Origin of the sequence: Flavivirga rizhaonensis, assembly GCF_004791695.1 — a bacterium.
In the GTDB taxonomy this organism is placed as follows: Bacteria; Bacteroidota; Bacteroidia; order Flavobacteriales; family Flavobacteriaceae; genus Flavivirga; species Flavivirga rizhaonensis.
Genome location: NZ_SRSO01000005.1, coordinates 102064 through 129013 on the forward strand (window position 1 = coordinate 102064; position 26950 = coordinate 129013).

29 protein-coding genes are annotated in these 26950 nt (G+C 30.9%); 18 read left to right on the forward strand and 11 right to left on the reverse strand.

All coding sequences use genetic code 11. The features are described from left to right. Positions 1 to 19: 19 nt before the first annotated feature. Positions 20 to 757 carry a lysophospholipid acyltransferase family protein gene (locus EM932_RS05030; protein WP_135876084.1) on the reverse strand — a complete coding sequence of 246 codons (738 nt, stop codon included), beginning with the start codon at positions 755 to 757 and terminating at the stop codon, positions 20 to 22. Between the two features lie 68 nt (positions 758 to 825). Between EM932_RS05030 and EM932_RS05035 the strand changes: the two genes are divergently transcribed. Beyond that, positions 826 to 1068 carry a GlsB/YeaQ/YmgE family stress response membrane protein gene (locus EM932_RS05035; protein ID WP_135876085.1) on the forward strand — a complete coding sequence of 81 codons (243 nt, stop codon included), beginning with the start codon at positions 826 to 828 and terminating at the stop codon, positions 1066 to 1068. A gap of 118 nt (positions 1069 to 1186) precedes the next feature. Continuing rightward, entirely contained in the window at positions 1187 to 2155 is a 969-nt protein-coding gene (trpS, locus tag EM932_RS05040; protein ID WP_135876086.1) for a tryptophan--tRNA ligase, read from the forward strand. A 136-nt stretch (positions 2156 to 2291) separates the two neighbouring features. On the opposite strand, the gene dprA is transcribed toward trpS, so the two are convergent. Further along, positions 2292 to 3395, reverse strand: a complete 1104-nt coding sequence (dprA, locus tag EM932_RS05045) for a DNA-processing protein DprA (RefSeq protein ID WP_135876087.1) — start codon at positions 3393 to 3395, stop codon at positions 2292 to 2294. A gap of 104 nt (positions 3396 to 3499) precedes the next feature. Between dprA and EM932_RS05050 the strand changes: the two genes are divergently transcribed. The 4 genes from EM932_RS05050 to EM932_RS05065 all read left to right on the forward strand — a co-directional run bounded on the left by EM932_RS05050 (position 3500) and on the right by EM932_RS05065 (position 6439). Further along, complete coding sequence (locus tag EM932_RS05050; protein WP_135876088.1) at positions 3500 to 4438, forward strand: HU domain-containing protein; 939 nt, start codon at positions 3500 to 3502, stop codon at positions 4436 to 4438. Between the two features lie 67 nt (positions 4439 to 4505). Further along, positions 4506 to 5015 (forward strand): acyl-CoA thioesterase, encoded by a 510-nt coding sequence (locus EM932_RS05055; protein WP_135876089.1) that lies wholly within the window; start codon positions 4506 to 4508, stop codon positions 5013 to 5015. 100 nt (positions 5016 to 5115) lie between these two features. Continuing rightward, positions 5116 to 5337, forward strand: a complete 222-nt coding sequence (locus EM932_RS05060; protein ID WP_170179729.1) for a DUF6515 family protein — start codon at positions 5116 to 5118, stop codon at positions 5335 to 5337. Positions 5338 to 5926: 589 nt separating this feature from the next. Beyond that, entirely contained in the window at positions 5927 to 6439 is a 513-nt protein-coding gene (locus EM932_RS05065) for a DUF3021 domain-containing protein (protein WP_135876090.1), read from the forward strand. Positions 6440 to 6483: 44 nt separating this feature from the next. On the opposite strand, the gene EM932_RS05070 is transcribed toward EM932_RS05065, so the two are convergent. Further along, positions 6484 to 6693, reverse strand: a complete 210-nt coding sequence (locus EM932_RS05070) for a hypothetical protein (RefSeq protein WP_135876091.1) — start codon at positions 6691 to 6693, stop codon at positions 6484 to 6486. 140 nt (positions 6694 to 6833) lie between these two features. Between EM932_RS05070 and EM932_RS05075 the strand changes: the two genes are divergently transcribed. Next, positions 6834 to 7049 (forward strand): helix-turn-helix domain-containing protein, encoded by a 216-nt coding sequence (locus EM932_RS05075; protein ID WP_135876092.1) that lies wholly within the window; start codon positions 6834 to 6836, stop codon positions 7047 to 7049. A 232-nt stretch (positions 7050 to 7281) separates the two neighbouring features. Here EM932_RS05075 and EM932_RS05080 read toward each other — a convergent pair whose 3' ends face one another. Further along, complete coding sequence (locus EM932_RS05080) at positions 7282 to 7485, reverse strand: hypothetical protein (protein ID WP_135876093.1); 204 nt, start codon at positions 7483 to 7485, stop codon at positions 7282 to 7284. Between the two features lie 173 nt (positions 7486 to 7658). On the opposite strand from EM932_RS05080, the gene EM932_RS05085 reads away from it, so the two are divergent. The 11 genes from EM932_RS05085 to EM932_RS05135 all read left to right on the forward strand — a co-directional run bounded on the left by EM932_RS05085 (position 7659) and on the right by EM932_RS05135 (position 19184). Next, positions 7659 to 7859, forward strand: coding sequence for a helix-turn-helix domain-containing protein (locus EM932_RS05085; RefSeq protein ID WP_135876094.1), 201 nt, complete (start codon positions 7659 to 7661; stop codon positions 7857 to 7859). Between the two features lie 2 nt (positions 7860 to 7861). Next, on the forward strand, positions 7862 to 9067 hold the full coding sequence (locus EM932_RS05090; protein ID WP_135876095.1) for a DNA cytosine methyltransferase: 1206 nt from the start codon (positions 7862 to 7864) through the stop codon (positions 9065 to 9067). Continuing rightward, a complete protein-coding gene (locus EM932_RS05095; protein WP_135876096.1) occupies positions 9067 to 11661 on the forward strand; it encodes an ATP-binding protein in 2595 nt (864 codons plus the stop codon). The genes EM932_RS05090 and EM932_RS05095 overlap by 1 nt, the downstream gene beginning before the upstream one ends. Continuing rightward, positions 11658 to 12551 carry a hypothetical protein gene (locus EM932_RS05100; protein ID WP_135876097.1) on the forward strand — a complete coding sequence of 298 codons (894 nt, stop codon included), beginning with the start codon at positions 11658 to 11660 and terminating at the stop codon, positions 12549 to 12551. The genes EM932_RS05095 and EM932_RS05100 overlap by 4 nt, the downstream gene beginning before the upstream one ends. Before the next feature lie 329 nt (positions 12552 to 12880). After that, positions 12881 to 13915, forward strand: coding sequence for a TlpA disulfide reductase family protein (locus tag EM932_RS05105; RefSeq protein ID WP_135876098.1), 1035 nt, complete (start codon positions 12881 to 12883; stop codon positions 13913 to 13915). A gap of 155 nt (positions 13916 to 14070) precedes the next feature. After that, positions 14071 to 15876, forward strand: a complete 1806-nt coding sequence (locus tag EM932_RS05110) for an ankyrin repeat domain-containing protein (RefSeq protein ID WP_135876099.1) — start codon at positions 14071 to 14073, stop codon at positions 15874 to 15876. A gap of 236 nt (positions 15877 to 16112) precedes the next feature. Further along, entirely contained in the window at positions 16113 to 16574 is a 462-nt protein-coding gene (locus EM932_RS05115) for a hypothetical protein (protein WP_135876100.1), read from the forward strand. A gap of 169 nt (positions 16575 to 16743) precedes the next feature. Beyond that, the gene (locus EM932_RS05120; protein WP_135876101.1) at positions 16744 to 17280 is read left to right on the forward strand and encodes an SRPBCC family protein; all 537 of its coding nucleotides are present in this window, start codon (positions 16744 to 16746) and stop codon (positions 17278 to 17280) included. Positions 17281 to 17464: 184 nt separating this feature from the next. Beyond that, positions 17465 to 17815 (forward strand): hypothetical protein, encoded by a 351-nt coding sequence (locus EM932_RS05125; protein WP_135876102.1) that lies wholly within the window; start codon positions 17465 to 17467, stop codon positions 17813 to 17815. A gap of 226 nt (positions 17816 to 18041) precedes the next feature. Further along, positions 18042 to 18635 carry a hypothetical protein gene (locus EM932_RS05130; protein ID WP_135876103.1) on the forward strand — a complete coding sequence of 198 codons (594 nt, stop codon included), beginning with the start codon at positions 18042 to 18044 and terminating at the stop codon, positions 18633 to 18635. Positions 18636 to 18812: 177 nt separating this feature from the next. Continuing rightward, entirely contained in the window at positions 18813 to 19184 is a 372-nt protein-coding gene (locus tag EM932_RS05135) for a nuclear transport factor 2 family protein (RefSeq protein WP_135876104.1), read from the forward strand. Between the two features lie 105 nt (positions 19185 to 19289). On the opposite strand, the gene EM932_RS05140 is transcribed toward EM932_RS05135, so the two are convergent. From EM932_RS05140 to EM932_RS05170, 7 genes are all read right to left on the reverse strand, one after another. Beyond that, a complete protein-coding gene (locus tag EM932_RS05140; protein ID WP_135876105.1) occupies positions 19290 to 19928 on the reverse strand; it encodes a CDP-alcohol phosphatidyltransferase family protein in 639 nt (212 codons plus the stop codon). Next, entirely contained in the window at positions 19925 to 21037 is a 1113-nt protein-coding gene (locus EM932_RS05145) for a pyridoxal phosphate-dependent aminotransferase (RefSeq protein ID WP_135876106.1), read from the reverse strand. Before EM932_RS05145 ends, EM932_RS05140 begins: the two co-directional genes overlap by 4 nt. Before the next feature lie 48 nt (positions 21038 to 21085). Beyond that, positions 21086 to 21883, reverse strand: coding sequence for a phosphocholine cytidylyltransferase family protein (locus EM932_RS05150; RefSeq protein ID WP_135876107.1), 798 nt, complete (start codon positions 21881 to 21883; stop codon positions 21086 to 21088). A 632-nt stretch (positions 21884 to 22515) separates the two neighbouring features. Then, positions 22516 to 23745: a murein hydrolase activator EnvC family protein gene (locus EM932_RS05155; RefSeq protein WP_135876108.1), complete on the reverse strand. Its 1230-nt coding sequence runs from the start codon at positions 23743 to 23745 to the stop codon at positions 22516 to 22518. Further along, a complete protein-coding gene (locus EM932_RS05160) occupies positions 23745 to 24512 on the reverse strand; it encodes a DUF4292 domain-containing protein (protein WP_135876109.1) in 768 nt (255 codons plus the stop codon). The genes EM932_RS05155 and EM932_RS05160 overlap by 1 nt, the downstream gene beginning before the upstream one ends. Next, complete coding sequence (locus EM932_RS05165; protein ID WP_135876110.1) at positions 24512 to 25873, reverse strand: tetratricopeptide repeat protein; 1362 nt, start codon at positions 25871 to 25873, stop codon at positions 24512 to 24514. Before EM932_RS05165 ends, EM932_RS05160 begins: the two co-directional genes overlap by 1 nt. 57 nt (positions 25874 to 25930) lie before the next feature. Then, positions 25931 to 26950: a sugar phosphate nucleotidyltransferase gene (locus tag EM932_RS05170; protein WP_135876111.1), complete on the reverse strand. Its 1020-nt coding sequence runs from the start codon at positions 26948 to 26950 to the stop codon at positions 25931 to 25933.

Below are 26950 nucleotides of genomic sequence, written 5' to 3' on the forward strand. Positions count from 1 at the left end.
TCTTCCCCTGAGCAGTTTTTTATTTATTAAAGCTTTGTAATTGTTTCAATATAATATTTCTAGCCGTGTCGTTTAAAGACTTGGTATCATCAATGCTTAAATTTTCTGTAGATAAAAATTTATGAATCTTAGCACGCATTTTTCCTGGGCTACCGCTAAAAAATGTATACGAAAACCGTTTTTTATTATCTGCAAAAGTTAATGGCACAATAGGTATTTGATGGTTTATTGCTAATCTGAAAGCGCCATTTTTAAATTGATCTAAATCTATATGCTCTTCTGGCACGCCACCTTCAGGAAAAATACAAATACTTAAGCCAGATCGTAACCTACGTTGTGCTCTTAAAAAAACAGCTTGTCTACTTTTAGGGGAGCTTCTGTCTACTAAAATACACGTACGCTTATAAAAGAAACCAAACAGTGGGATTTTAGCAAGTTCTTTTTTTCCAACAAATACAAATGGGTTTTTAACAGAGACTAGCATAAGCATAATATCTGCCATTGAAGTGTGATTAGCTATAAACATATAGCTCTTACCTTTCTCGGGTATTTGCTCCCTATCAATACGATATCTAAAACCCATACCAATTAAAATCATCTTTGCCCAAACTCTGGCAATTTTAAAAAAGAACGGATACCACGATTCTTTTGAAATAGAAATTAAAAGTATTGGAAACAATATTAATATAGGCAATCCTACAAGTATATAAAACCAAATACGATATAATACCCAGAAAATGTATTTAAAAACTATCATAAGTTCCAAAAATAACTATTATAAATTGATTATATTTAAATCATATTAACTTTAAAACAATTAAAATTATGTCTTTACTTTATTCACTTTTAATTGGAGGTATTGCTGGTTGGTTAGCTGGAAAGCTAATGAAAGGTGGTGGTTTCGGAGTTCTTTTTAATATTGTAATTGGTATTATTGGCGGTTTTGTTGGTAACTGGCTTTTTGCAAAACTTGGTATTTCTATAATGAATGGTATTGTTGGTGATATTTTAACTGGAGCTATCGGGGCTTCAATAATTCTCTTTATTGCTGGCTTATTAAAAAAATGACATAAACATAAATTATATACTAAAAAGTGGCCAATGCCACTTTTTTTATTGTGTAACAAATACGTATTTTCGCAGCATTATTTAATTAAAACACATTCCTACTTTAGCAGGAAATATTATGGCAAGAATACTTACAGGTATACAAAGTACAGGAACACCGCATTTAGGAAATATTTTAGGAGCTATTATGCCAGCTATTGAAATGGCTAATAACCCTGAAAACGATTCCTATTTATTTATTGCAAACCTGCATACTTTAACTCAGATTAAAGATGCTGAAACATTACGCACAAACACGTATTCTACAGCAGCTACCTGGTTAGCTTTTGGTTTGGATATAGAAAAGACAGTGTTTTACAGACAAAGTGATATTCCACAAGTTACTGAACTATCTTGGTATTTAAGCTGTTTCTTTCCTTACCAACGTTTAACATTAGCGCATAGCTTTAAAGATAAAGCGGATAGACTAGAAGATGTAAACTCTGGATTATTTACATATCCCATGCTTATGGCTGCCGATATTTTATTGTATGATGCCGAAATTATTCCTGTTGGAAAAGACCAGCTACAGCATATTGAAATGACACGCGATGTGGTGTCTCGTTTTCATGCTAAAGTTGGTGACACTTTTGTATTACCTGAAGGAAAAATACAAGAACACACAAAGCTCATTCCAGGAACCGATGGTGAAAAAATGAGTAAGAGTAGAAATAATATCATCAATATATTTTTAGCCGATAAAAAACTACTTAAACAAATAATGGGTATTCAAACGGATAGTACACCATTAGAAGCCCCAAAAGACTGGAAAACCTGTAATTGTTTTGCTATTTATAGTTTATTGGCTAATGACGAGCAAATTGAAACAATGAAAGCTAATTATGAAAATGGCGGTTATGGTTATGGACATGCAAAACAGGCTTTGTTTGAATTGGTAATTGAAAAATTTTCGACACAACGCGAACGCTATAACTACTATATGGATAATCTTAATGAGATTGATAAAGCCTTAGCTTTAGGTGCTGATAAAGCAAAAGTAGTAGCTGATACTGTTTTGAGTAGAGTGCGCGAAAAGGTTGGATATTAACATATTCACGTGCATCTTGTCAAACTTATTTAACTTGCATTTGTCATTCCTGCGAAAGCTAGAATCCACTCAGAAAAAATAAGTTCAATTATTTAAGATTCCTAACTTCATCTTGAGGGAAGACTAAAGGCAGGGATTAAACAACTTCAAATAATTTCCCAGGCAGTGGTCTTATAACTCCCTTTAACTCCATGTTAAGCAATACACTCGCTATTTTAAAAATAGGCATATTACAATTAATAGCAATCACATCCAGTTGTTGTTTTTCGTTTTCTTTTAAATACGAATAGATTGTTTTTTCTGTAGTATCCAACTCTACAAACAATTGCTTTTGTATGGCTGGTTTCTTGTCTTTTTCTAATTGCCAATTTAGAATATAAGGCACATCTATAGGTGTTGTAAGCATGTGTGCCTTTTGATGCTTTATTAAATTATTACATCCTATGCTCTGACTATCTGTAGTTCTTCCTGGAACAGCTAATACGTCTCTATTATAAGAATTTGCAATATCTGCAGTAACCAGACTTCCTCCTTTTTCAGCAGATTCTATAACAATAGTTGCTTCACTTAAGCCCGCAATAACTCTATTTCTTTTCAAGAAATTATTTCTATCAAATGTATCACTACTCCAAAAATCGGTAAAAAAGCCTCCATTTTTCTCTATATCGACCATATATTTTTTATGTGCTTTAGGATAAATTTGATTCAAACCATGTGCTAAACAGCCAACAGTTTGTAAACTGTTTTTAATGGCTGCTTTATGCGCCGTAATATCTGTTCCATAAGCAAAACCAGAAACTATTATAGGGTTATAGGGTGCTAAAGTTTCCACCAATGTTTCACAAAATGCGATACCATTAGTTGTTATTTTGCGGGTTCCAACTATACTAATAATATGTTGTTGTTTTAAATCAATATGTCCTGATTGAAACAATAAAATAGGGCCATCAATGCAATGTTTTAGTTTTTCAGGATAACTTTCTTCCTTAAAATAGGATACTTTAATGCCGTTAGTCTTTATAAAGTCTATTTCTTTTTCTGCAGCTTTTAAATGATATGTTTCAAATAAATCTCCTAAAATAACACTGCCTATGCCATCAATTTTAAGTAGATTATGCTTCTTTTCCTTTAAAACGGCTTCGGCAGTACCACAATGTGAGATAAGCCGCTTGGCTGTTATATCCCCAATATTTGGTACATGTTGCAAAGCCAAAGTATAAAACAAATCATTTTCTGTCATGCTATATCATTGATTTTAAAGCTGCAATAAAAGAATTTTTATACTGTTAATAAATACTTCTGTCTAAATTTTATATGAAAGCATAATTTTTTAACTTTGTTTCTATGCAACTAGAGACCTACATAAGCGATTTATTATATAGATATGAGTGTGTTACCATTCCTGAGTTTGGTGCTTTTTTAACACAACGTGTATCTGCAACCATTCACGGAACTACCAATGCTTTTTATCCACCTAGTAAGACGGTGTCATTTAATGAGCAGATTCAAAAAAATGATGGCTTATTAGCACATTATATTGCTGATGTAGAAAAAATTCCTTTTGAGGTTGCCAGTAAAAAAATTGAAAAGCGAGTACACACATTAAAGAATTATTTAACACAAGGCGAGACACTCACTTTCAAAAATATTGGAGACATTGTTTTTAATAGCGAAGGTAAAATTGTATTTGAACCATCGAACCATCTTAACTATTTAACTGATTCTTTTGGGTTGTCTCAATTTGTATCACCAAAAGTAACTCGTGAGGTTTACAAAGAAGAGGTTAAAAACATTGAAAAAGTAATTCCTATTACTGTTACTCCTGAAAAGCGTAAAACAGCACCATCATATTTAAAATATGCTGCAATTGCTTTAGTGGCCTTAACACTTGGTGGTCTTGGAGGAGCTAATTATTATGTAAATCAAATTGAGCAACATAACCAATTAGCGCAGGAGGAAGCGACACAACAATTGGATACTAAAATACAACAGGCAACATTTAATTTAAATCCGTTTCCTGCCATTACTTTGAATGTAACCAAACAGGCTGGTAATTATCATATTATTGCAGGTGCATTTAGGTTTGAAGAAAACTGCGATAAAAAGGTACAACAACTTAAAGCGGAAGGTTTTAGTGCTAGAAAAATTGGCGTTAACAGATATGGTTTACATCAGGTCGTTTATGCAAGCTACGAAGATAGGCTTGAGGCTTTAAAGGCTTTAAGAAACATCAAGAACACTCATAACAGAGACGCTTGGTTGGATGTTAGAAAACTAGATTAGTTTTTACAAATTCACTAATATTTTACTGCTTTAATACTTAACTTTGCTGCATTATTAAATTCATGTAATGAAAGCAAAGACTCCTGAACAATCAAAAACGATACTTACCGACATGGTTTTACCTGGTGAAACCAACCCTTTAAACAATTTATTTGGAGGGGAATTACTAGCAAGAATGGATCGTGCTGCAAGTATTGCTGCAAGACGCCACTCAAGACGTATTGTAGTAACGGCTTCTGTGAATCATGTGGCCTTTAATAGAGCTGTTCCCTTAGGAAGTGTTGTAACTGTAGAGGCTAAAGTATCTCGTGCTTTTAAAACCTCTATGGAGGTGTTTATAGATGTCTGGATAGAGGACAGAGAGTCTGGTGATAGAACAAAAGCTAATGAAGCCATTTACACCTTTGTGGCGGTAGATGAAACCGGTCGTCCTATAGCCATTCCAGAAATAAGCCCAGAAACTGTTTTAGAAAAAGAACGCTATGATGCCGCATTACGCCGTAAACAATTAAGTTTATTGTTGGCAGGAAAAATAAAACCAAATGAGGCTACAGAACTAAAGGCTTTATTTGAGTAAATTTCAACCGAAACTCTGAGGCAAACCTCAGGAAATGCTTCTCGATTAAACCTTTTACTTTTTAGTAAGTCTTATAGCAGAACCAAATCTAAAAAAAGCTATGAGACATTTTATTATTTTGTTTTTCGTTTTATGCTCAATGAGTTTATCTTCTTGTGTTACTCGTACTCGTGTAGTTACTAAACCAGCAACTCAGGTTACTGTTGTAAAAAAAGCCCCTAGACATTACAAAATTGTAAAAGTTAAAGGGAAACGTTATTACTTTTGGAATGGGAATCATTATAAGAAAACAAGAAGCGGGTATGTGGTTGTGAGAGTGTAAATTAATTGAGATCAATACTTTGGTTATTCTGAGGAGTACCAAAATGCAACATAAGAATCTATTCAATTTAGGTTTTGAGTTATTAATAAAACAGATTGTTACGGTCGTTCCTCCCTCACAATGACATTTTATTATTTTTGGCACAAACAAAAACGGATTAAAAACTCCCTAATTAGGAAGTTTTTAAAGCAACAATAGAGCCTACACCCAAAAAGACGCGAGCATCTTACTTATCACCTAGTTGCAAAAATTACCAGTTTTCAAAAGTCGAGATTGAAAGCGAATGCATCAATACTTTTTTGAAGAAGTTGAGAAATGGAAAAAATCTATTAAGAGATGAGGCCCCATTACTATGCAAGTCTTGAAACTTCGCAAATAGCACATAAAATCACATCTAAGTTTTACTTAAATACATTTTATTCTTCGTTACTTTTATTGATTTGAAGTTACACCCTTTTAAGGGTTGATATTTCTTATATTTGGTTTGTATAATAGAAATAAACGCACCTTTATTACGTATATCCAAAAATATTAGGGAATAAACTCCATAAAGTGCGTTTATACAATTGTTGTATGCCATTAGACTAAAATGACCGAAGAAGAAGTTAAAAATAAAATACTTGAGATTTTTAAATCAGAAAGGAGTAATCCTTCATCTGACTTTAATGAAAATCATTTTATGGACTTCTTAACTAATCCAGCTCATCAAAAAAATACAATTAAGAATTCATTTAGAGGAGTACGAAAGTACTACAGGTTTATGGATAAACTTGAATTGGAATTTGGAATCTGTTTTAGCCTCTCTGATTTGGACAAATACTACAGTGTTGACAAACTGACAAAAAAAGTACTCGAGAGAATTAAAAAGGGGAAAGGGAATAAAATGATTCTACAAAGAAGGAATGAAGAAAAAGAAAAATACATCTTTGAAACTGTCCTTTTATTGATTCTTATTGGAATGTTTTACTGGCAAGGACTAAATTGGATTTCAATTTTGACAACTATTCTGTTTGGATTAGTAATCTATTGGATTTTAAGCAGTAAAATTTACAATAAAGCGCACATAAAAAAAATGAATCAACGATTAATGATGAACAAATAACCACATATAATATTATGTACGTGGTTACTCAGGAATTGATTGCATTAGATTTTCGGTTTTGGATTTCTCCTTGTTGGATACATCACTTGTTGTTTTTTGAATTGACCTATTTCCTCCCTTAACGTTTGATTGATATTGTAAATCAAATCATTTTGGTATTTCATAATTCCCAATAAATCGTGCATTGCGTTTAAATTTTCTAATTGCTTATAAACAATTTGTTCTAAATCGGCTTTGGTATATCTTTTGCTCATATCATTACACTTATTAAATATTTCTTTAGAATTTCTAAACAAATCTATTGATTATCTATTTAAATTCAAAATAAATTTATAGACTTTCTAAAGTTTTATATAATAAGGCTAAATTTATCTTAACAAATTCGAAAGATTATATGACTTCTTTAGGACTATATTTAACTAAGAAATCTGTGAATAGAGCTATGGTTTCCAGAAGAACTGGAATCAGTCAGGCTAGGTTATCGCAATTGACTTCAAATGAATCGACTAAATTAAGAGCTGATGAGCTGTTCTTAATTGCATTAGCTATTGACATAGACCCTGGAGAAATGTTTAAAGAAATTTTTGAGGATTTGAAATTAAAACAATAAAACGGCATACAACAGGGTATAAAATTAATTGCTAGTGCGTGCCTACTTACGAAAATCCCTGCGGATTTTCTATTCAGTTTGTACTTGCTAAGGTTGTTGCTTAAAACACGCAACTAATCTTATACTAGACGTTACCTGCAAGCTGAAAAGCCAACGCACAGTCAAGCACATTTCATTTTGTTCGTGCCTCACAAAACAAAAAGAGCTTGTCTTTTTCCAGAGCTCATAGGGTTTACGATTTTGAATTTCTTCTTGTCGGATACATTACTTGTTGCTTTTTAAATTGACCTATTTCCTCTCTTAATGTCTGATTAATATTTTGAATCAAATCATTTTGAATTTTCATAATGCTCAATAAATCGTGCATTGCATTTAGGTTTTCTAATTGCTTGTAAACAATCTCTTCTAAATCAGATTTGGTATATCTTTTGCTCATATCCTTATGTTTATATATTGTAATACAATACAAATATATACTATTTTATCATATTTTACAATACATTTTTATATTGTAATTTCGTATAATAATATAATGCACTTGAAATACAGTACTGAATTATATTAGAATACTGTATAAAAATGCTTTACAATGACTTATAAATGGTCGAAATGAATCGAATAAAGGAAGTATTAAAAGAACAAGGAAGGACTCAAACCTGGCTCTCTGAAAAGATTGAAAAAAGTTATGTAATAGTAACAAATTACTGCAATAATAATGCACAGCCAAGCATTGAAGTTCTCCGAAAGATTGCAAATATATTGGATGTTGATGTTAGAATATTATTACACTCTACAAAAGACAATTTATAAATATGGAGAGCCAAAAGACATATATTGATTTGTTCTCTGGTTGTGGAGGACTTTCTCTAGGATTGCATAATGCAGGTTGGAAAGGAGCTTTTGCTATTGAAAAAAGCGAAGATGCTTTTAAAACACTCGAACATAATTTAATCAAAAAGAAAAAACATTTTGACTGGCCAAATTGGTTAGACCAAAAACATCACGACATCAATCAAGTTTTAGAAGACCATTCTGAAAACCTAATAGCTCTAAGAGGTAAAATTGATTTAGTTGCAGGTGGACCACCCTGTCAAGGATTTTCAATGGCAGGAAGAAGAATTGAAAATGATTCGAGAAATGATTTAATTAATTCTTACATTAAATTCATTGATTTAGTAAAGCCCAAATTAATATTTTTTGAAAATGTAAAAGGGTTTACGCAAGGTTTTAAAAAAAATGATAAAAAAGGAAGAGCATATTCATTATATGTAATTGACGAACTGAAAAAGAATGGATATACTGTTCAAGGACATCTCATAAACTTTGCAGATTATGGAGTTCCTCAAAAAAGAACACGTTTTATTTTAGTAGGAATTCAAAATGAATTTGTAGAAAATAATTCAAACATAAATAAAGAAACTTTCTTTGAAGAAATTAAAAACAATAAAGACTCTTTCTTAATCAATAAAAACCTTACTGTAAATCCATCTTTAGAAAATGCAATATCTGATTTGCTTCAATCTAATGGTCAAGTAGTATCGGAAACACCAAATTTTAAAGCTGGTGTTTATGGAGAAATTGAATCAAAATATCAAAAGCACTTACGAAAATACAAAAGACAAGAAAGCAAAGTCGATAGTCATCGATTTGCAAAACATACAGACATAGTTAAGAATAGATTTCAAGTTGCTTTAGATGAAAAACTAACTAGTTCAACATATAGAGAGCGTTTCAAATTAAAAAAGAGTAGTACAAAGATATTAGAAGCAAATAAACCTACTCCTACTATTACAACATTACCAGATGATTACATCCATTATTGCGAACCAAGAATAATGACAGTTCGTGAATATGCACGTATTCAATCATTTCCAGACACTTATCAGTTTAAAGGAAAATATACAACTGGCGGAAAAAGAAGAACACAAGAAGTGCCAAGATATTCACAAATTGGAAATGCTATTCCTCCTTTATTTGGGGAACAAGCAGGTTTAGTTTTAAAACAACTAATTCAATAATGGGGAATGAATTAGAATTTAAAATAAGCACAGGCTTAAAAGATATCATTGGTAAGGATTTAATTACTGATGAATTTATTGCTGTTTTTGAATTAGTCAAAAATTCCTATGACGCATTTGCTAAAAATGTAGTTATTACCATTGAAGATAATAAACTAATTATTTCAGATGATGGTAAAGGAATGTCCCTAGAAGATTTAAAAAACAAATGGTTATTTGTTGCGTATTCAGCAAAAAAAGATGACTCAGAAGACAAGAATGACTCTGATAAAAATGAATCTTATAGAGATATAATTCAAGAAAGAAAACATTATGCTGGTGCAAAAGGAATTGGAAGGTTTTCTAGTGATAGGTTAGGAAAACTACTTACTATAAAAACAAAAAATGATAGCTCATCAAAATTAGAAGAGTTGGAAATTGATTGGTCTAAATTCGAAACAGACCAAAAAAACACATTTGAGACTGTAAAAGTTAATCACAATAAAATTACTGATTATAAAGTAAAATTTCCAAATAACTCTAACTCTGGAACAATTCTAGAAATATCAAAACTTCATAATGTTTGGGATAGAAAAAGAATATTAGCATTAAAATACTCTCTTGAAAAACTTATAAATCCTTTTTCAGAAAAAAACGATTTCAATATTGAAATTATTTGTAAAAGAGAATTAGATGAAGATAAAAATGGTTTTTACAAAACAGGACTAAAAGAAAATAAAGGGAAAAAGTATTTTGAGAGGGATAAAGTAAATGGTTCTATAAAAAATGCAATTCTTGATATTTTAGAATTGAAAACATCTCAAATTACTTTCAAAATTAAAAATAGTGAGATTGAAACTAAAATAATTGACAGAGGAGAATTAATCTATCATATCAAAGAACCAGCAAAGGACTTTCAAATTATTAAAAATTTACAAATAGACTTATACTTTTTAAATACTTCTGCTAAAAGTAATTTTACAAGAAAAATGGGCATTCAGGTTGTGAATTTTGGCTCTGTTTTTTTATTTAAAAATGACTTTAGAGTTCAGCCATATGGAGAGTTTGGAGACGATAGCTGGGGGATTGACCAAAGAAAACAACAAGGTTACAATAGATTTCTAGGAACTAGGGATTTATTTGGTAGAGTTTCAATTTCTACAAACAATACAGAACAATTTAAAGAAGTATCTAGTAGAGATGGTGGGTTAATAGAAACACCTGGTTATTATGAATTGTTAAATGCTTTTGAATTAGCACATAGAAGATTGGAAAGGTATGTCGTTGGAGTACTTTGGGGTGAAGGATTTAAAAGGAGGAAATATTTTGGTGATGATGACCATAAAGCGCAAGAATACAGAGATAAACTATCCACAGATAAAGATTCTGAAAACCTTGAAATTGCTAAATCAAATTTAGGGAGTAAGCTAGATTTCATTCAAATTATTAAAAGTTTAACATCCAACAAGAATGTAGAAATTATTGATTTCAATAAAGGTTTCATTGATTTAATAAATGAAAAAATTGATGATACACAAATTAAGTTTATTTCTGATTTAAAAGACATTGCTGATAAAACAAGTGATTCAAAGCTTTTAAATAAAGTAACTGATATAGAGGAAACTTTTGAAAGATTAAAAAAAGAAAAAGAAGAAGCTGAAAAGAAAGCCTTGGAAGAAGAAAGAAAAAAGGAAAAGGCTTTATTTGAATTAAAAAAATCAGAAATAAGAGCTCAAGAGGAGGTTCAAAAAAGAAGAAAAGAAGAAGAAAAAAGAAGACAAGCTGAATTTCAAACGGAAAAAAAAGAGAAAGAGAGAGCTCAAGCAGAATTAGCTAAAGTAAAAGCACAACTAAAAGCTAAAGAGGAAGAAGAAAAAAGAAAAATTGAAGAAGAAGCTAGAAAAAAAGCCGAAAAGGAAGCTACAATAAGAAAAAAACAATTAACACAATATAAATCCGCAGAAACAATAGAGTATAAGGATTTAAGAGATTCTAACCATATAGTAGGCGTATATTCAGATACTATTTCAAAAAAAATACTCCGATTTAAAAGAAAAATTGAGAAGGGTAAAAAAATTGAGAATAAAGAATTATTAGAATTTATAAGTGGTATCAATCTAGCAAATGAAAAAATTGCAACTATCACACGATTTACAACTAAAGCTAACTACTTAAAAGCTTCATTAGAATCAACTGAAGATATAGTTAATTTCATTTGTAATTATATTGAAAAAACATATAAAGTTCTGTATAGATTAAATGTAGAATACATAAATAAAGAAACAACGTTCATAAAAAAATTCAAACCAATTGAACTGACTGTTGTAATTGATAATATTCTAAGTAATTCTCGTAGAAAAAGTGCTGACAAAGTAATATTGGAATTTAATATCGTAAAAAGTAATCTTGAAATCGCTATCAGAGATATCGGTCAACAATTATCTGTAAAAATGGATAGTACTATGATTTTTGAGGAAGGAATCACAACCACAAGAGGTTCTGGTTTAGGACTAAGTCACGTAAAACGAATTATTGAAGATGAATTAAATGGAGATATTCATCACAATCCAGAGTATACAAAAGGATTCGAATTAAAAATCAAGTTAAAAAAATGAGAATAGAATACAAAATATTATGGGTTGAAGATGTGACGACTTGGTATGAAGATAGCAAAGGATTAATTGGTGATTATTTAGAGGACTTAGGATTTGTAATTGAATCAAAACACTGTAAAACTTTTGAAGAAGTTAAGTCTGAACATTCTATAAATCAACTTAAAGATTATGACTTACTTTTAGTTGATTTTTCACTTGCTGGTTCTCCTGATGGTGATGAAATAATCAAATTTATTAGAGAACAGAAAAAAAATCCTATCCTAACAGATGTAATTTTTTATTCAAATGATATAGAATCTGTTCGTGACAGTATAAAAAAGTACGAGTTTGAGGGAATTTATACATCTCAAAGAAAAGATTTTATAACTAAAGCTGAACAAGTAATAGACACTACTATAAAAAAAGTACAAGAAGTAAACTCTATGAGAGGCTTAATTATGGCTGAAACAAGTGATTTGGATGACCTTATGAGAGAGATTATCCATAAACTTCTTAAATCTGATGTTTCTGAACAAATTGAAACATATATAAACGAATTATTAGCAGAGATTAATGGGAATCTTGAAAATTATCAATCAAAAGATATACAATCGAAAGTAGATAATAGCGGATATTTCAACTCTTTAAAAAAAGCAAAAACCATTAACAAACTCTATAAATTAAAAAAGATTGGTATAGATAAATTTGCTCACTCATATGATTCTAAAGTAATCGCTACGCGAAATTTATTTGCTCACGTTACTGAATCAATTAAAGATGGAGAAAAAGTTCTTATTAGTCACGTAACTGGAAAAGAAGAAGTGTTTAATGAGGTGAGATGCGCTGAAATAAGAAAAGATTTAATAAAATTCAGAGAAGTTCTGGAAAATATCAATGGCCAATTAGAATAGCCAACGCAAGTTCAAGCACATTTAAAGTTTGCTCGTACCTCACAAATTTAAAAGAGCTTTCACGCCAACGCTAGCAAGTTTATGGAAAAAAAGCCAGCCAGGTAACAATGTATAAAAAACATAGGGCGTTTGTGCTAAACCGAAAGGTCTGTGCATATTAACAAAGTCCGCTAAATATAAAATTTGGCATTTATAGTAGAAAAGATAAAAGCAAAATATTTATATTTAGCTAAGTAATAAACCGAAACGAAAGTGCTTATCACCTGTCCTACGTTTCTTATACTGAACGTTGTAAGCAATTTGAGCTAAACCTAAAGCACCATTTATAAATGAAAAATCTAATATTGATTCTTTTGACACTATTGTGTCTTGTTGGTTGTAAAAAAGATGTCAATCAGTCTTTTGTTATAAATGGAAAAATTAATGGAGATATTCCAAAGTACATTTATTTGAAGTACGGAAATATAAAAGATAGCTCTCTCATTGAAAATAATGAATTCAAATTTTATGGAGTAATAAAAAACCCAACAAAAGCAGATTTTGTTATTCATCCAATATCTTCAATAAATAAATCATTTTATATAGAAAATTCAAGTTTTGATATTGAAATCACTTCAGAGAAAAAAAAATATAAAGACATTGAATTGAACTTTATCAACATAGACACAATTTTTAATAACAATACGTCCAAAATTCAATATGATTTTGAAAACTTCATAAAAGAATTTAAAAATAGCAGTGATTGGGAGTCAAAGCTTTCAAATAAACTAAATGAACTTATACTAAAAAATCCTGAAAATCAATATAGCGGAGACATTTTATCTGAAATAACCGAGCAATCTATTTTACCAATTAATGAAATAGAATCTCTATTTAAAAAATTGGATTTAGAAAAACAATCGAAAAACAGTATTTGGAGAATTAAAAAAATATTATATCCTATTGAGAAAATTAATGTTGGTCAAAATATCTCGGATTTTGAATTACCAAATAATAAAGGTTTTCTAATTAACACAAACTCATTTAGAGGAAAATATTTGCTCATTGATTTTTGGGCTTCTTGGTGCATACCTTGTCGAAAACAAAATATTGAATTATTGAAAGTGTATAAAAATCATAAAAACAAAGATTTGGAAATTCTTGGTGTTTCAATAGACAATAACAAAGCCAACTGGTTAAAAGCTATTGATAAAGATTCTATCATTTGGCAAAATGTTATAGAAATAAATGGCTTTGAAAGTGATATTTTGCAAAAATATAATGTCATTTCAGCGATACCTCATAATTACCTAATTGATCCAAACGGAAAAATTATTAAAGAAAATATTTCGATTAATGAATTGGAAAAATTATTAAATGAGTAATAAAAACTGCTTACAACACCGTATAAAATTAATTGCTAGTGATAGTGTACTTACGAAAGTCCTCTCGGACTTTCTATCTGTGGTTTATTTGCTAACTTTAGTGTTTAAACCACGCAACTAATCTTATACAAGACCGTTACCCAACATTTTGAATTATGAAATTCACATATCAGTTATTAATAGTTGTCATTATTTTAGCTTACGCACCAAGTTACGCCCAAAAATCACCAGAGTTTCAAATCAAAAAACCTTGGCAAAAATTATTTTGGGGAATTACAATTAGAGATACCTCTGAAGTAAAACAGGCTCTTAAAATAGGGGCCGATATAAACCAATCCGTCAATGGATTAACACCAATAACTTTCTTTTCACTAGGGATTGGAAACAAAGACGAATTGGATGTAGAAAAAGATTTTTTTGGTTTTTTAGTAAAAAATGGAGCTCTTTTAAATATTGGATATTTAGATGCCTTAACTAACACAATTACCTTGAATGAACAAGCGTATGATGACAAATACAAAGGTCATTTTTATGCAACATTAGATAAAACAATCAACGAAGAAAATGAGATAAAATGGAGGCACCATTTAAATTATCATAAAGTGGCTCTTTTTAAGCAGTCGCTTCAACTAAATGAAGATTATCAAAGACTGTCCCCAAAGGAAAAAATGGAGCTTATGGAAGACCAGGAAATATATTATTCCTATACAGTAGAAACAAATTTTTTATTTTTTCACACAAAAGAAATAGACGATTATATCGTCAACCTTAATGCTCTTGATTTCATCTATGGGTTAAAGCTTGAGGAATATTTTGAGTTACCAGAAAAGAAAAAACAACTTCAGGAGTTGATAGTGAAAAATGATGTGCAGGGACTCAAAAAAAAATATCAACAATATAAACTTCCATTTTCCAGCAAACACAATCCTAAAGCACAATATACCCTTTTCAACTTTAGCCCCAATCAATTTGAAGTTTCTAAGGAAATTCTGGAGTTTGCGATTCAAAATGGCTTTGATGTCAACGCAGCATTTGAAGACCAATATGAAAATTTCAAATACGGTCGACTAATCGAAAGTATCTACCACTATAAAGGGAAAAATTATTTGCCAAGTGAACCAGAATTCGAGTTTTTCAAGGCTATTTATGGTATGTGTTTAGATGCTGGTTTGGATATGAACTTTACATACGAAAATGATTGGAAAATAGAGGGCTTGATTTTGGATATCATTAGTAGAGGTAATGAAGAATTGTTCGATATGATCCCCAAAGATCAATTAAAAGCCGACTATCATTTTTTAAGATTTGCCTTATCTAGTCAGAATAACCCTTTACTAGATAGAGTTTTAGAACTTCCATTCACACCTGAGCAGCTTACGGAAGGAATATTTAAAATAATAGATGATCAATTCACCTCACCAAACATGGCTACCTTAGAAAAGCTTCTTAAGAAAGGGGCTAATCTGAAAATACGAAAAGATGGTGTAGATGAAAGGAGCTATAAGAAATATACAGTTATAAATGCAATTTTAGAAAACAAGAAAATAGAGAATAAACTGGCTTATATCAAACTAATGGTAAAATATGGAGCAGATATTAATCAGCCTGACATAAAAACCTACGGTCAAAAAAAACCAAGTAGTAATCCTATGTATTACGCATTGACCAATTTGCGCAACACATCTCAGAAATTAGAGATTTTATCTTACTTCTTAGATATGGGAGCATACCCTTATTCAGATGATTATGATTCAGAAGAAGATATTTTCGAAGTTGCACTACAAGGATCTAAACAAGACTTATGGATTATGATAGATTTTTTGATTGAGCGTGATATAGTAGTAACTCCGAAAGCAATAGAAAGACTGGAAGATATCATAAAACCAAAAAATTGTAAAACTTGCAAAAAACGTCCAGAGCTGAAACCCTATTTGAATAAATTAAGGGAAAGAATCGACTAAAACGTTGGGTAACAAACACTAAAATGAATATGCGAACTGAGCTATCTGATAGGACAATGTAAACTAGGAAACTTCGGTACTTCTGGCAACAGGGGCGCATACTCATTTTAGTTAGACGTTGTGGTGCATTTGAACTAATGAAGAAGACCGACAAATTTTTGAAGATAAATAGAAAAATTAAGTGAGAAATTAGATTCTAATTTTGAGCTCAATTTACAATTTAGACATATGATCATATGCTTTCAATAGAACAGATTAAGAATGAATTCTCTTTAGTTGAGTCCATCTTTGGAAACACTATTAACTATCATAACATTTATACCTTTCCAAATCAGGAGATTCATTGTGAATTGTGGTTCTCAGCTCAAAAAAAAGAAATCACTCAAAATCAGGTTGATAGGTTTAATTCATTTGTTGAAGAATGTGTATCATATTTTAGTGAAATTGACCATTTTATTAATCATAATCTAAAGCAGAGCGAATATAGAAAAACATCTAAAATTGCACAGTCAAAAATCGAATTTGAAGTAATCCAAGTTCCACAGGGGAAACTCAAATATGACTTTGTTCTTATTTGTTCAAAGAGTTATAAGAGCCTGTTTAAAACAAAATATATTGTTATTAGAGTTGAATTTATGGATGGGAAAATAATAAGAATGAAGAGATCAAAAGATACAATGCAGGATATCAATCTTTAAATTGATGAAAACGCACCACAACACGCGGTACATGCAATGCTAGGTTTTGTGGGTAAATGAAATTTTGTACCTTTAATAAACATTGTACTGATTCGGGTGGTAGTCGCTTCGAATCCCGCATTGCACATACCGCCTTAACGTTGTGCGGCAGCTAAAACAACCAACTAAAATGAAAAAAACACTCGGACTTTTAACATCGGCTTTGTTAGTGTTTTCATCTTGTAATAACAAAACTGACAAACAGCAAAATCAACAAGAAAAAATGAGAACCTTAAAAATCGTTAGATCCTTTGACGTGGAACCAGAGAAAGTTTTTGGAGCATTTACAAATCCAGATGATATGATAGTTTGGTGGACACCTGATACTAAATTTGATATTGACCTACGAGTTGGTGGACAATACTCAATAACAAGAAAGGAAGGTGAAACAACTTATGTGATGTCAGGAAAATACTTGGAAGTAGAACAACCAAGAAAACTCAAGTACACTTGTGCAATGCTTGACTTCTCACCTATAATTGATACACTTTCCGTAGAAATTCAACCAGATGGAAAAGGCGGCTCACGGTTAACTTTTATTCAAGAAGGTGAAGGTATTAACGAAGAATTGAAACAACTACCAGAAGGAACTATTTCGGAAAGAGAAAAAGGATGGAATCTAGGGTTTGACTTGATGGCGCAATCTTGGAAAAAAATGGAAAATTAAAAAAGCCGCCCGCACAACAACGTATAAAATTAATTGCTTAGTACGAGCCTGCTTACGAAATTCCTCGCAGATTTTCTATTCGGTTTCTATTTACTAAATTCATTTGCCAAACCAAGCAACTAATCTTATACAAGACCGTTGCCAGTAATACCCAAAACACAAATCTAAACTAATATTCAACTGAATGGAATTTTCAAAAGATTATAGAGAACTTGGAGAAATAATCGTGAAAAAATTACGCGATGAAAACTTTGAATATTATATAAAAAATAGAGATTTTGGGAAATCTATGACTGTAAAAGAATACTCTGAATTACCAAGAAATCCGAATTTAGCACCTGAGTTTCAAAAACTGAAAGACGAACGATTTGAGTTTTTTAACGGACTGAATGAAAAGCAAACAGAAGCTCTAAACCGACTTATCCTTAATATTTTAAACTCTACTGCATTTAATTTCTTGAGAAAAATTGAAGAAAATTTAGACGACAACAAAAGTTTAGGTTTGACAATAAACGGAAAAAAATTGAGAATATAACGACCGAATTATTATCTGGAACTTTATTTGGAGAATACTTTTTATGGACTGAAAAGAATAGCAAATTTGGAGAGTTTCAGCAATAAAAATGAAGTACTACTGGCAACAATGCTATTTTATTCCTCAAGCTAAGGGCTGTGTTTTGTTTGCTAACTTCTGGTTTTCCTTCGGAAAATCAGTCGCACTCAAATCCGCACTATTCTTATACTAACACGTTACCCACAATATGAAAAAACCAATGTTGACATACATTTTAATCGGAATAGTTTTAATTGCAGGAATTGGAATTCTAATCAGTTGCAAAAACAAACCGAAAAAAGAAACTACTGAAAAAATACAGCAAACCGAAAAAAACGCTGAACAGAATCCTTTTATGGATATGCGAAAAATGGCATTAATAGTAACAGCTGAACAACTTGGATTTCAAATTCCAAAGGACTCTATAAAAGTTTATGGAATTGTATCTGATTTGGATATGAGTGGCGGAACAGCAACTGTTATGACTTATTTAACTGGAGATGCAAGTATATACTTAAGTTCTGGTGGTGGATTTATTGGAGCTGGGCAACACGAAAGTGTTCAAAAAGTAACTAAAGAATTTGTAGAAAACGGACATTTGATTTCTTTCAAAGGGAAAAAATTTGAGAATCCTGATTTGCCGACAAACGGAAATGCAAATTTTTACTTTTTGTCAAATATGGGACAAACTCGAATTACAGAAAGTATTTCAAAAATGGAAAGTGGAGAATCGGAATTTTCCAAACTGTTCGCTGATTTGAATAATGTAATGACTGAAATCCGACTGAAAAGCGAAAAGTAAATACTGTGGGTAACACCGTATATAAAAAATTGCTAGTTTTACCTAAACCAAAGTTTGTTGCTCGTTTACTTGCTTCTGATTTTCCTTCGGAAAATCCTCGCACTCAAACACGCAACTTTCCATATACAACAACGTTAGCTGTTATTGAAATAGAACTATAGAAAATGAACCTTTGAAATGAATTCAATAAAAAAAGACTCAATAGTCGAAATTGAAAAAGAGATTTTAGACGCAATGAAAAATTGTAATGTTGAAAAATTGAATGAATTATTGCACGAAGAATTACTTTTTAATATTCCTAATGGACAAACTATAACTAAGGCTATCGATTTAGAAACATATAATTCTGGAAATATGTTAATTAGCGAAATTTCATCTTCAGAACAAGAAATAAATCTGATTGGAGATACTGCAATTGTTTCTGTAGTTATAGAAATGAAGGGAGCATATTTTGATTATTCTTTTGATGGAAAATATAAGATTCTAAGAGTTTGGAAATTATTGAATAATCAATTGAAAGTGATAGCAGGAAGCAGTATTGGAATATAAAAACAAGAAGAAATAACTATTGCCAACAAAGTATCCTATGATCCATTACTTGTTTATCCTTTAAAAGAAAATGACTAACTTTATTTCGTGTTGAGTATATTTAATCTATAATTGACGCCACAATAGATATCCAAAAACACTTGTCATAACTAATACATAAGCCACTAAAACATAAATCCATTTTCCTGAAAATTTATTTATTGGTATTGAAGATAAATTAAGTACAGCTAGAATGATTATAACGCTATAAAGAAGTATAGAAAAAGTAGAATGCTGAAAGATGTTTTTGAATAAAAAGACAAAAGCAAGAATAAGCGCATTATTATCGACAGAGAGCCCCATATAGGTTTCACTGTCAATAAGACCATAAATATTAAAATAGCTTAAACGTATTGCACTGGCAGCAATAATTACAAATGCACCTGGTATAAACCATATTTCATAATTTCCATAGCTTAAAAGTAATATTGCAGGGTAAACGCCAAAACTAACAATATCTATCATAGAATCAAACTGTACACCAAAAACGCCTTGTTCTTTAGTCCTTCCTTTCATTTTACGAGCTATAATACCATCATACCAATCAAATAATACTGACCATAATATGGCTATAATTGAACCTAGAAACTGTCCTCCTATTGCAAAGTAAATGGCTAATACTGTGCAAAACAGCCCAACTAAAGAACAGATATTGGGTAAGTCTTTAGCAAAGCTTAACATACTTGCTTGCTTATTTTTATTCATCTTAACTCACGCTTTAAGTACATTATCTCTTTTAACGCGTCTATAAGTGTAGCGTTTTCTTCTTTAGTACGACTCGCAATCCTAATATATCTATCAGCATCTGGTTGGGTTTTTCCAACATTATGCTTTATATAAATATTGTATTTAATAAAAAGGCGCTTTGTTACTTCTGGTCCACTTAAAGCAATATCGGGTAAACGACAATAAATATAGTTTGCTTCTGGTTTAAAGACCCTCATCCCATCTATAATACATAAATTTTTATAAAAGGTATCTCTATCTGCCTTAACTAATTTACAACTATCTTCAAATTCTTGCTTGTATTGAGGTAGTATTTTAAGAAACTCTTCTGCAAAACCATTAATATTCCAAATATGAACACCATTGCGAACAGACTCGGCTAAATTTGCATTAGCCGTTAATAAATAACCAATTCTAAGACCACAAATTCCGTAGGCTTTACTCATACTTTTAAGTATAGCCATATTGGGATATTTGGCAATGTCTTTCTCCAAACTTATTTGCTCATTATTATCAGCAAAGTCAAGAAAAGATTCATCGATAATAAGCATACATTTACTTGGCTTAAGCTTTTCAGCCAATCGAATTAAATCGACTTTAGGAACTAACAACGATGTAGGATTATTAGGCGTCACCACAACAGCCATATCTGCGCCAATTTTTATGGCTTCAGCTGCAAATTTATCTACATCTAATTGAAATGAAGGAAAATCAAGAGGAAACTCTACTACGCGTCCTTCTGGTGCCGCATTAGCATATTCATTAAAAGAAGGTACAGGTACAATTAGTTTTTTAGCTAAGCTTCCAGATAATATTTTTATAATCTCTGCACCCCCATTACCTACTACAATTCTTTCTGTAGGTTGATTAATGACATTTCCAACAAGCTCTGCCAATGCACTTTGTGCCATTGGGTAATTTAAAACCAAATTGTTAATATTAGCTTTTAAATGGCTAAATACTGCCTTTGGTGGAAAGTATAAATTATACAAATAAGCATGGTCTGTAAAATGATGCCTATAATAACCTCCATGCTGTTTTGATATGTATTCGTATTTTTCTTCTTGTGTTGTATATTTACTTACCATTATAATTTTTGCTTAATTAAATTATTCCTGCTTCATTGTTTAAACCAACTATGCCAAAATGGTTTCTGGCTCTTCTACTTCAATCAATTCCTTAGGAAATAACAATTCGGCTTTGGCTAAATCTTTAAGAGTATCAATTTCAAACCATGGTTGATGATCAAATGAAACTGATTCTAAAACTAAACTCTTGCTGTGAGTCATTTCTGCAAAAATGCTCTCATAATAACAATTTACATTACCATCTAAAATATATTGATTCAACAGTTTAATGATAGATTTCCAAGATAAAAGTGAAAAACTATAAATATTTACTGTTTTATATCGGGTATCTGAATAGGCTTTATTAGTTCCTTTTTGAAACGCTGTAACTTTATTTGCTTTATCTATAGAAACCGTGGTACCGTTAAGCCAAGGCTGCATGAGTGCAACAGCCATTCTATCTGGATAAACCATATTATCTAGTAGCTTAGTATTTAACACTAAATCACTTTCAAAAAGCACAAATGGCTCATTTATGATATGACGTGCCATCCAAAGCGAATAAATATTATTGGTTGTTTTATATAGAGAACTATGAATATATTCAATAGAAATATCTCCTGATTTTTCGCCAAGATTATCCATAATACATTCTTTTAAGTGACCTGTTACAATTACAAGTCGTTTAAACCCTTGGCTTTTTAAATTCTTTAAAAGTCTATTAATAATAGATTTGTCACTTACTAACGTAAGGCACTTTGGGGAATTTTCTGTTAATGGAAAAAGGCGGCTTCCAGTACCAGCCGCAAGAAGTAATGCTGTGGTTATTCGATTTTGACCACAATCATTAACTGAATCATTATTCATAAAAAATGTATTAATGACACCAAAAAAAACTAAATATGCGTTGAAGCATCTAGTGCACTAATTATTAGCACTCTGATGTTGGACTAGTTTCCTGATAATTCAACTAAAGTATGAAGTTTGTTAATGTGATGATTATGCCCCTAGGAGTTATCAACAAAATTGATAGTGAATGATTGATACTAAAAAGATTAGTAATCCTTTTGCAAAGATACTCTAATAAACAAGAATAACTAATACTTGTATTTTTGTCCCAATCAAAAAATATAATAGAAGCTTTCTTTTTGTAAAAATAGAAGTACGAAAACCTAATAAGGAACCCTTATGAAAAGCCTTAGCCTAGTTCTTCAAATGTTAATATTTATTTTTTAATTATCTCATTTTAATAATATTTAGATGTAATGAACAAAACTTAATGAATACCTGTTTAAAAGTGCAAAAGAAAGATGAAAGAACTTAGAATTAAAGAACTAAAAAAGGAAATCGAACAATTTAAAAACTATTACTAAAAAAGGGTTTGGATGCGATGGTAAAATTAAGTTTGGAATAGACCACCTAACAACAACAGCAATCGTTGTACAAGATAAAAAACACAGAACCTAACCCAAAAGCTCCTTTTAAGGGGCTTTTATTTGTCACATTTTATAAATCCAGGAAGCTGGGTTTTCTGTTTTTGTGCCTTTAGATATTGTGAAACTTAAAATTGTTTCTCCATTTGAGGGGTTTGTAAACACCTTACCAATTACTTGCTTTGTTAATACTTTATCCCCTTTTTTCACATTAACGCTAGATAAATTTTTATATATAGTTAAATAATCTCCATGACGAATCATCACAATGGGATTTACATTTTTCATTTTAAGTATTTCACTTACTTCACCATTAAAAACAGCTCTAACTTTAGCTCCTTTTTGTGTAGCTATACGTACACCATGACTCTTAATTGTTAATGATTTATCTATAGGGTGTCTTTGCGTACCATATCCTAATCTTACAACGCCTCTTTCAACTGGCCATGGTAACTTACCTTTGTTTGCTATAAACTTAGATGCTAAAACTTTTTCTTCGGCTGTAAGCACAAAACTTTTTGAACTAGTTACTTTACCTGCTTTTCTATTAGACTTAGCTATAGCTGCTTTAATAATACGGTCTATTTCATTATCAATTCTATCGGCCTCTTTCTGTTTTCTCCTTATTTGAGATGCATATAATGATAAGTTCTTTTTTATTGATTTCATTAAAGCTTCATGCTCCTTGCGTTCTGTTTCTAATGTTTTTTGAATTACTTTATTATCAGCAATCAATCTTTTTTTATCTTCTTTTTGACCTTGTAAGCTTCTATTTATATTCTGTAATTCTAGCGTTTTGGCCTTTATCGTTTCCCCTTGTTGTTTTTGGTGATCTGAATATTGTTTTATGTACTGTAATCGTTTATAAGCTTGTTTAAAATCATTAGAGGACAACAAAAACATGATTCTACTTTGCTTATTTTTGCTTTTATAAGACTTCACTATCATAGCAGCGTAATCTTGCTTTAGCTGCTTTAATTCATCTCTAAGCGTACCTATCTTCTTTTGATTTGAATTAATTTTACGTGTTATTAAATTAGCTTGTTGATTAGTAACCTTTATAAGATTAGATAACACACTTATTTTATAATTAAAATCTTCAATTAATGATATTTGCGATTTTTCTTTAGACTTGTTCTCAGCACGTAACTCATTAATTTTCTGAATTTCTCTACGTAATTCTTGTCGTCGTGTTTCTAGTTGCTTTTGTTTATTATTCTGAGAAAAAACAAAAGATCCACATAGCAGAAACGCCAAAAAACACACTATTGTATATGTAGATTTCTTATTTAGCATTAAAGCTTTATTTCTTTAAAACCTGATGGTATTTTAAATGGAAATCGCAACTCTTCATTTAGGCTAACATTTTTGAATTCTAAATTTATAATCGTTTCTTGATTAGTCTCCAAAGCGATTACTTTTATCTTTTCTGGAAGAATTTGTTTCTCAACTTCTTGATGTGATAAATAATCTATTTGTAAATGTCTAAATTCTTTTGGTTGCGAAATTTGCTGTGACTTTACTTTAAAATGTGATGGATCTAACAAAAAGAATATTTCAAAAAGCTCACGTTGTTTTTTAGGTTGAAGGATATAGAGTTTATCATCAACAGAAGCTTTATAATTCCCTTCTTTTAAATCGAATATAGTTTCTCCCAATAATAAATTTTGAACCTTTTGAAAATCTAATTCGGTTCCCAATAAATCACTCAAATATTTATAATCACCATCAAAATAAGTATTATCTAACTTATTATAAAAACTAACTCTTTCTGGTGTAACCAATGCTTTTACTATTGAAAATGTGGCACTAATCCATAAAGCTTCATCCTTTTTAGCTCTAAAATTTACCGAATGGGTTTGCGAATCTTCTCCTTGCACATACGTTATTTTAAGAGTAGATCTAAGCGTCTTAAAGCCTGGTGCTTGTTTTGCGTTTTCTTTTATTAATTGTTTGGTAGAAAGCTTGTAATTAGCTTCTCCAGCAACAATGGTTCTTGATGATTTACAATTAAATATTAAGAACACTAAAAAGGTTAAAGTGAATTGAGAGCGTATTTTCATTAATTTGAACTTTCTAATTGTTTTGCTTTATCACTAAACGTTTTTGCCTTAGCTGTATTGTTTAATAAACTATGGGCCTTACTTAACTGATTATAAAAATCTGCTTCCATTTTAGTATCATCAATAATATAATCTAAACCTGCCTCTAAAGCTTCTATTGCTTTTTTCGGTTGATTTAATTTATTTAAAGCAACACCATTTATTAAGTAAAACAAAGGTTGAGACGGAAACTTTTGAAGTACTTCATCACTTTTTTCTTTAGCTGAATCATACTTTTGTAAATCTATATATAGTAACAGTACATTGCGTAAAACACCAAAATTATTTGCCTCTAACTTTAATGCTGCTTCAAAATATTCTAAAGCTTTTCCTTTATTCTTTTTAGCTAAATAGTACTGGCCTAATTCAATAAGTGTTTTACTATTACTGCGGTTATCAATCAGGGCAGTAGCTTCTACCAAATCGGCTTCATACTTTGGGTTCTTTCCAACAAAACTTACAAAATCTGTTAATACTTTAAGTTTTGCTTCTGGTTTTATTTCATTGCTTTTAATAACAATTTTCATAGATTCGATAGCTTTTTCAGCATCATTATCGTCTAAATAAAATTTATATAAAGCCAAATGGACTAGTTGCGAATTCGGATTAATCTTTAATAATTCTTTAGCCGTTTCAAAGGCTTTTACTTTTTCATTATTTTCACTGTAACGGAAAATTAAAGCTAGGTAATTAGATTCTTTATCAGGATGGTTTTCAACACGTTTTTCCAAATTCTTTATTTGATCTTTTTTACGCCCTGTTGCTTCATAAATTTGGTTACGCATCGCATCACGAGACAATGAAATTCCAAATTCAGAATCTAATTCGTCTAAAAGTTTTAAAGCATCATCATACTTCTTAGACCTAAGATAAAGAGAAGCCAAATCTTCTTTATAGTCTGGATGGTATTTAACAAGCTGCTTGATCGTTTTTATAGCTTTATCATAATCATTTTGCGATGCATAAAACCCATATAGTTCATCTAAAAACCATTCATTATCTGGGTCTTTACTAATAGCTTTTTTTAAAGCTTCTTCTGCTGCTCCAAAATTCTTAAGCTTTTTATAGTTCTTACCTAATTCGTAATACAAAACCGCAACAGAGTTGTCTAATTCTATACATTTTAAAAGTGCTTCAACCGACCTATCATAATTTTCAATACCTTTTTGTTTTAAGGCTTCGTAGAAAGATTCTTGAAACTTATCTTCAACGTTACCTAAATCGTCATCCGGTTTCTTGTTAAAATCTACTTGTGCATAATTCTCCTGTGGAAAGATTAATATTCCAAAGAGAATAAATAATATGTAGATTTTATACTTCATACAATGCCTGCGTAGGCAGGTATCTTTTAAATTAAACTTATTCTACATAAGCAGGAATTATTCCAAAACAGAATAATCACCAATACTTACAGATGTATAATTGCCATCATATTTAACATGGTTACCTATCATAGCTTCATCTAAATTAGCATTTTTAATGGTCGTATTTGTTTGAATTAAGCTATTCTTAACAGTTGAATTCTCAATAACACTATTGTTCCCTACAGATACATGAGGACCAACTGTACTATCCTTAAGAATAACATTTTCACCAATAAAACAAGGTTCTATGATGGTTGAATTATCCAATTTTGCTGACGCTGATACTAATCGCTCATTGCCATCTGCTTTTAAAAAGCTTAACATTCTTTGATTCGTTTCAATGGTTATCGCTTTATTTCCGCAGTCCATCCATTCATCAACAGTTCCTGTTTTAAACACTTTTCCTTCAGCCATCATTCGTTTAATACCATCATTAATTTGGTATTCTCCTCCATTCATAACATTTTCATCCAGAATTTTTTGTAGTTTTTCTTTTAAAACGGCCACATCTTTAAAATAGTAAATTCCAATAACTGCTTGGTCGCTCACAAAGGTTTCTGGTTTTTCAACCAACTCAACAATCTCGTTATTTTTGTTTAATTTAACAACACCGTAAGCTTCAGGGTTCTCTACTTGTTTTGTCCAAATAACACTATCTGCAGTTGCATCTAAATCAAATTCAGCTCTAATTAGTGTATCTGCATATGCAATAACCGCTGATCCAGACAATGATGGTTTTGCACACATAATGGCGTGACCAGTTCCTAAGGGTTGATCTTGACGATAAATAGAAGCTTTAGCGCCTAAACCTTTAGCCAAATCTTCTAAGCTTGACACGACATTATCGCCAAACCACGCTGGATCGCCTAAGACAAAGGCTATTTCTTCTATAGGTTGTTTTAAAACTTTAACTATATCTTTTACCAGCCTATGAACAATAGGTTGTCCAGCTACTGGAATTAATGGTTTTGGAACTGTTAAACTGTGTGGACGTAGACGAGACCCGCGTCCTGCCATTGGTACTATTATTTTCAT

Coding starts and splice junctions, on each gene's coding strand:
- EM932_RS05080 (WP_135876093.1), bottom strand. CDS start 7,485: ATGAGCAAAAGATATACCAAATCTGATTTAGAAGAGATTGTTTACAAG.
- EM932_RS05115 (WP_135876100.1), top strand. CDS start 16,113: ATGCTTTCAATAGAACAGATTAAGAATGAATTCTCTTTAGTTGAGTCC.
- EM932_RS05095 (WP_135876096.1), top strand. CDS start 9,067: ATGGGGAATGAATTAGAATTTAAAATAAGCACAGGCTTAAAAGATATC.
- EM932_RS05170 (WP_135876111.1), bottom strand. CDS start 26,950: ATGAAAATAATAGTACCAATGGCAGGACGCGGGTCTCGTCTACGTCCA.
- trpS (WP_135876086.1), top strand. CDS start 1,187: ATGGCAAGAATACTTACAGGTATACAAAGTACAGGAACACCGCATTTA.
- EM932_RS05125 (WP_135876102.1), top strand. CDS start 17,465: ATGGAATTTTCAAAAGATTATAGAGAACTTGGAGAAATAATCGTGAAA.
- EM932_RS05130 (WP_135876103.1), top strand. CDS start 18,042: ATGAAAAAACCAATGTTGACATACATTTTAATCGGAATAGTTTTAATT.
- EM932_RS05055 (WP_135876089.1), top strand. CDS start 4,506: ATGAAAGCAAAGACTCCTGAACAATCAAAAACGATACTTACCGACATG.
- EM932_RS05060 (WP_170179729.1), top strand. CDS start 5,116: ATGAGACATTTTATTATTTTGTTTTTCGTTTTATGCTCAATGAGTTTA.
- EM932_RS05140 (WP_135876105.1), bottom strand. CDS start 19,928: ATGAATAAAAATAAGCAAGCAAGTATGTTAAGCTTTGCTAAAGACTTA.
- EM932_RS05120 (WP_135876101.1), top strand. CDS start 16,744: ATGAAAAAAACACTCGGACTTTTAACATCGGCTTTGTTAGTGTTTTCA.
- EM932_RS05145 (WP_135876106.1), bottom strand. CDS start 21,037: ATGGTAAGTAAATATACAACACAAGAAGAAAAATACGAATACATATCA.
- EM932_RS05090 (WP_135876095.1), top strand. CDS start 7,862: ATGGAGAGCCAAAAGACATATATTGATTTGTTCTCTGGTTGTGGAGGA.
- EM932_RS05100 (WP_135876097.1), top strand. CDS start 11,658: ATGAGAATAGAATACAAAATATTATGGGTTGAAGATGTGACGACTTGG.
- EM932_RS05105 (WP_135876098.1), top strand. CDS start 12,881: ATGAAAAATCTAATATTGATTCTTTTGACACTATTGTGTCTTGTTGGT.
- EM932_RS05150 (WP_135876107.1), bottom strand. CDS start 21,883: ATGAATAATGATTCAGTTAATGATTGTGGTCAAAATCGAATAACCACA.
- EM932_RS05050 (WP_135876088.1), top strand. CDS start 3,500: ATGCAACTAGAGACCTACATAAGCGATTTATTATATAGATATGAGTGT.
- EM932_RS05065 (WP_135876090.1), top strand. CDS start 5,927: ATGACCGAAGAAGAAGTTAAAAATAAAATACTTGAGATTTTTAAATCA.
- EM932_RS05035 (WP_135876085.1), top strand. CDS start 826: ATGTCTTTACTTTATTCACTTTTAATTGGAGGTATTGCTGGTTGGTTA.
- dprA (WP_135876087.1), bottom strand. CDS start 3,395: ATGACAGAAAATGATTTGTTTTATACTTTGGCTTTGCAACATGTACCA.
- EM932_RS05165 (WP_135876110.1), bottom strand. CDS start 25,873: ATGAAGTATAAAATCTACATATTATTTATTCTCTTTGGAATATTAATC.
- EM932_RS05030 (WP_135876084.1), bottom strand. CDS start 757: ATGATAGTTTTTAAATACATTTTCTGGGTATTATATCGTATTTGGTTT.
- EM932_RS05075 (WP_135876092.1), top strand. CDS start 6,834: ATGACTTCTTTAGGACTATATTTAACTAAGAAATCTGTGAATAGAGCT.
- EM932_RS05110 (WP_135876099.1), top strand. CDS start 14,071: ATGAAATTCACATATCAGTTATTAATAGTTGTCATTATTTTAGCTTAC.
- EM932_RS05070 (WP_135876091.1), bottom strand. CDS start 6,693: ATGAGCAAAAGATATACCAAAGCCGATTTAGAACAAATTGTTTATAAG.
- EM932_RS05135 (WP_135876104.1), top strand. CDS start 18,813: ATGAATTCAATAAAAAAAGACTCAATAGTCGAAATTGAAAAAGAGATT.
- EM932_RS05155 (WP_135876108.1), bottom strand. CDS start 23,745: ATGCTAAATAAGAAATCTACATATACAATAGTGTGTTTTTTGGCGTTT.
- EM932_RS05085 (WP_135876094.1), top strand. CDS start 7,659: ATGAATCGAATAAAGGAAGTATTAAAAGAACAAGGAAGGACTCAAACC.
- EM932_RS05160 (WP_135876109.1), bottom strand. CDS start 24,512: ATGAAAATACGCTCTCAATTCACTTTAACCTTTTTAGTGTTCTTAATA.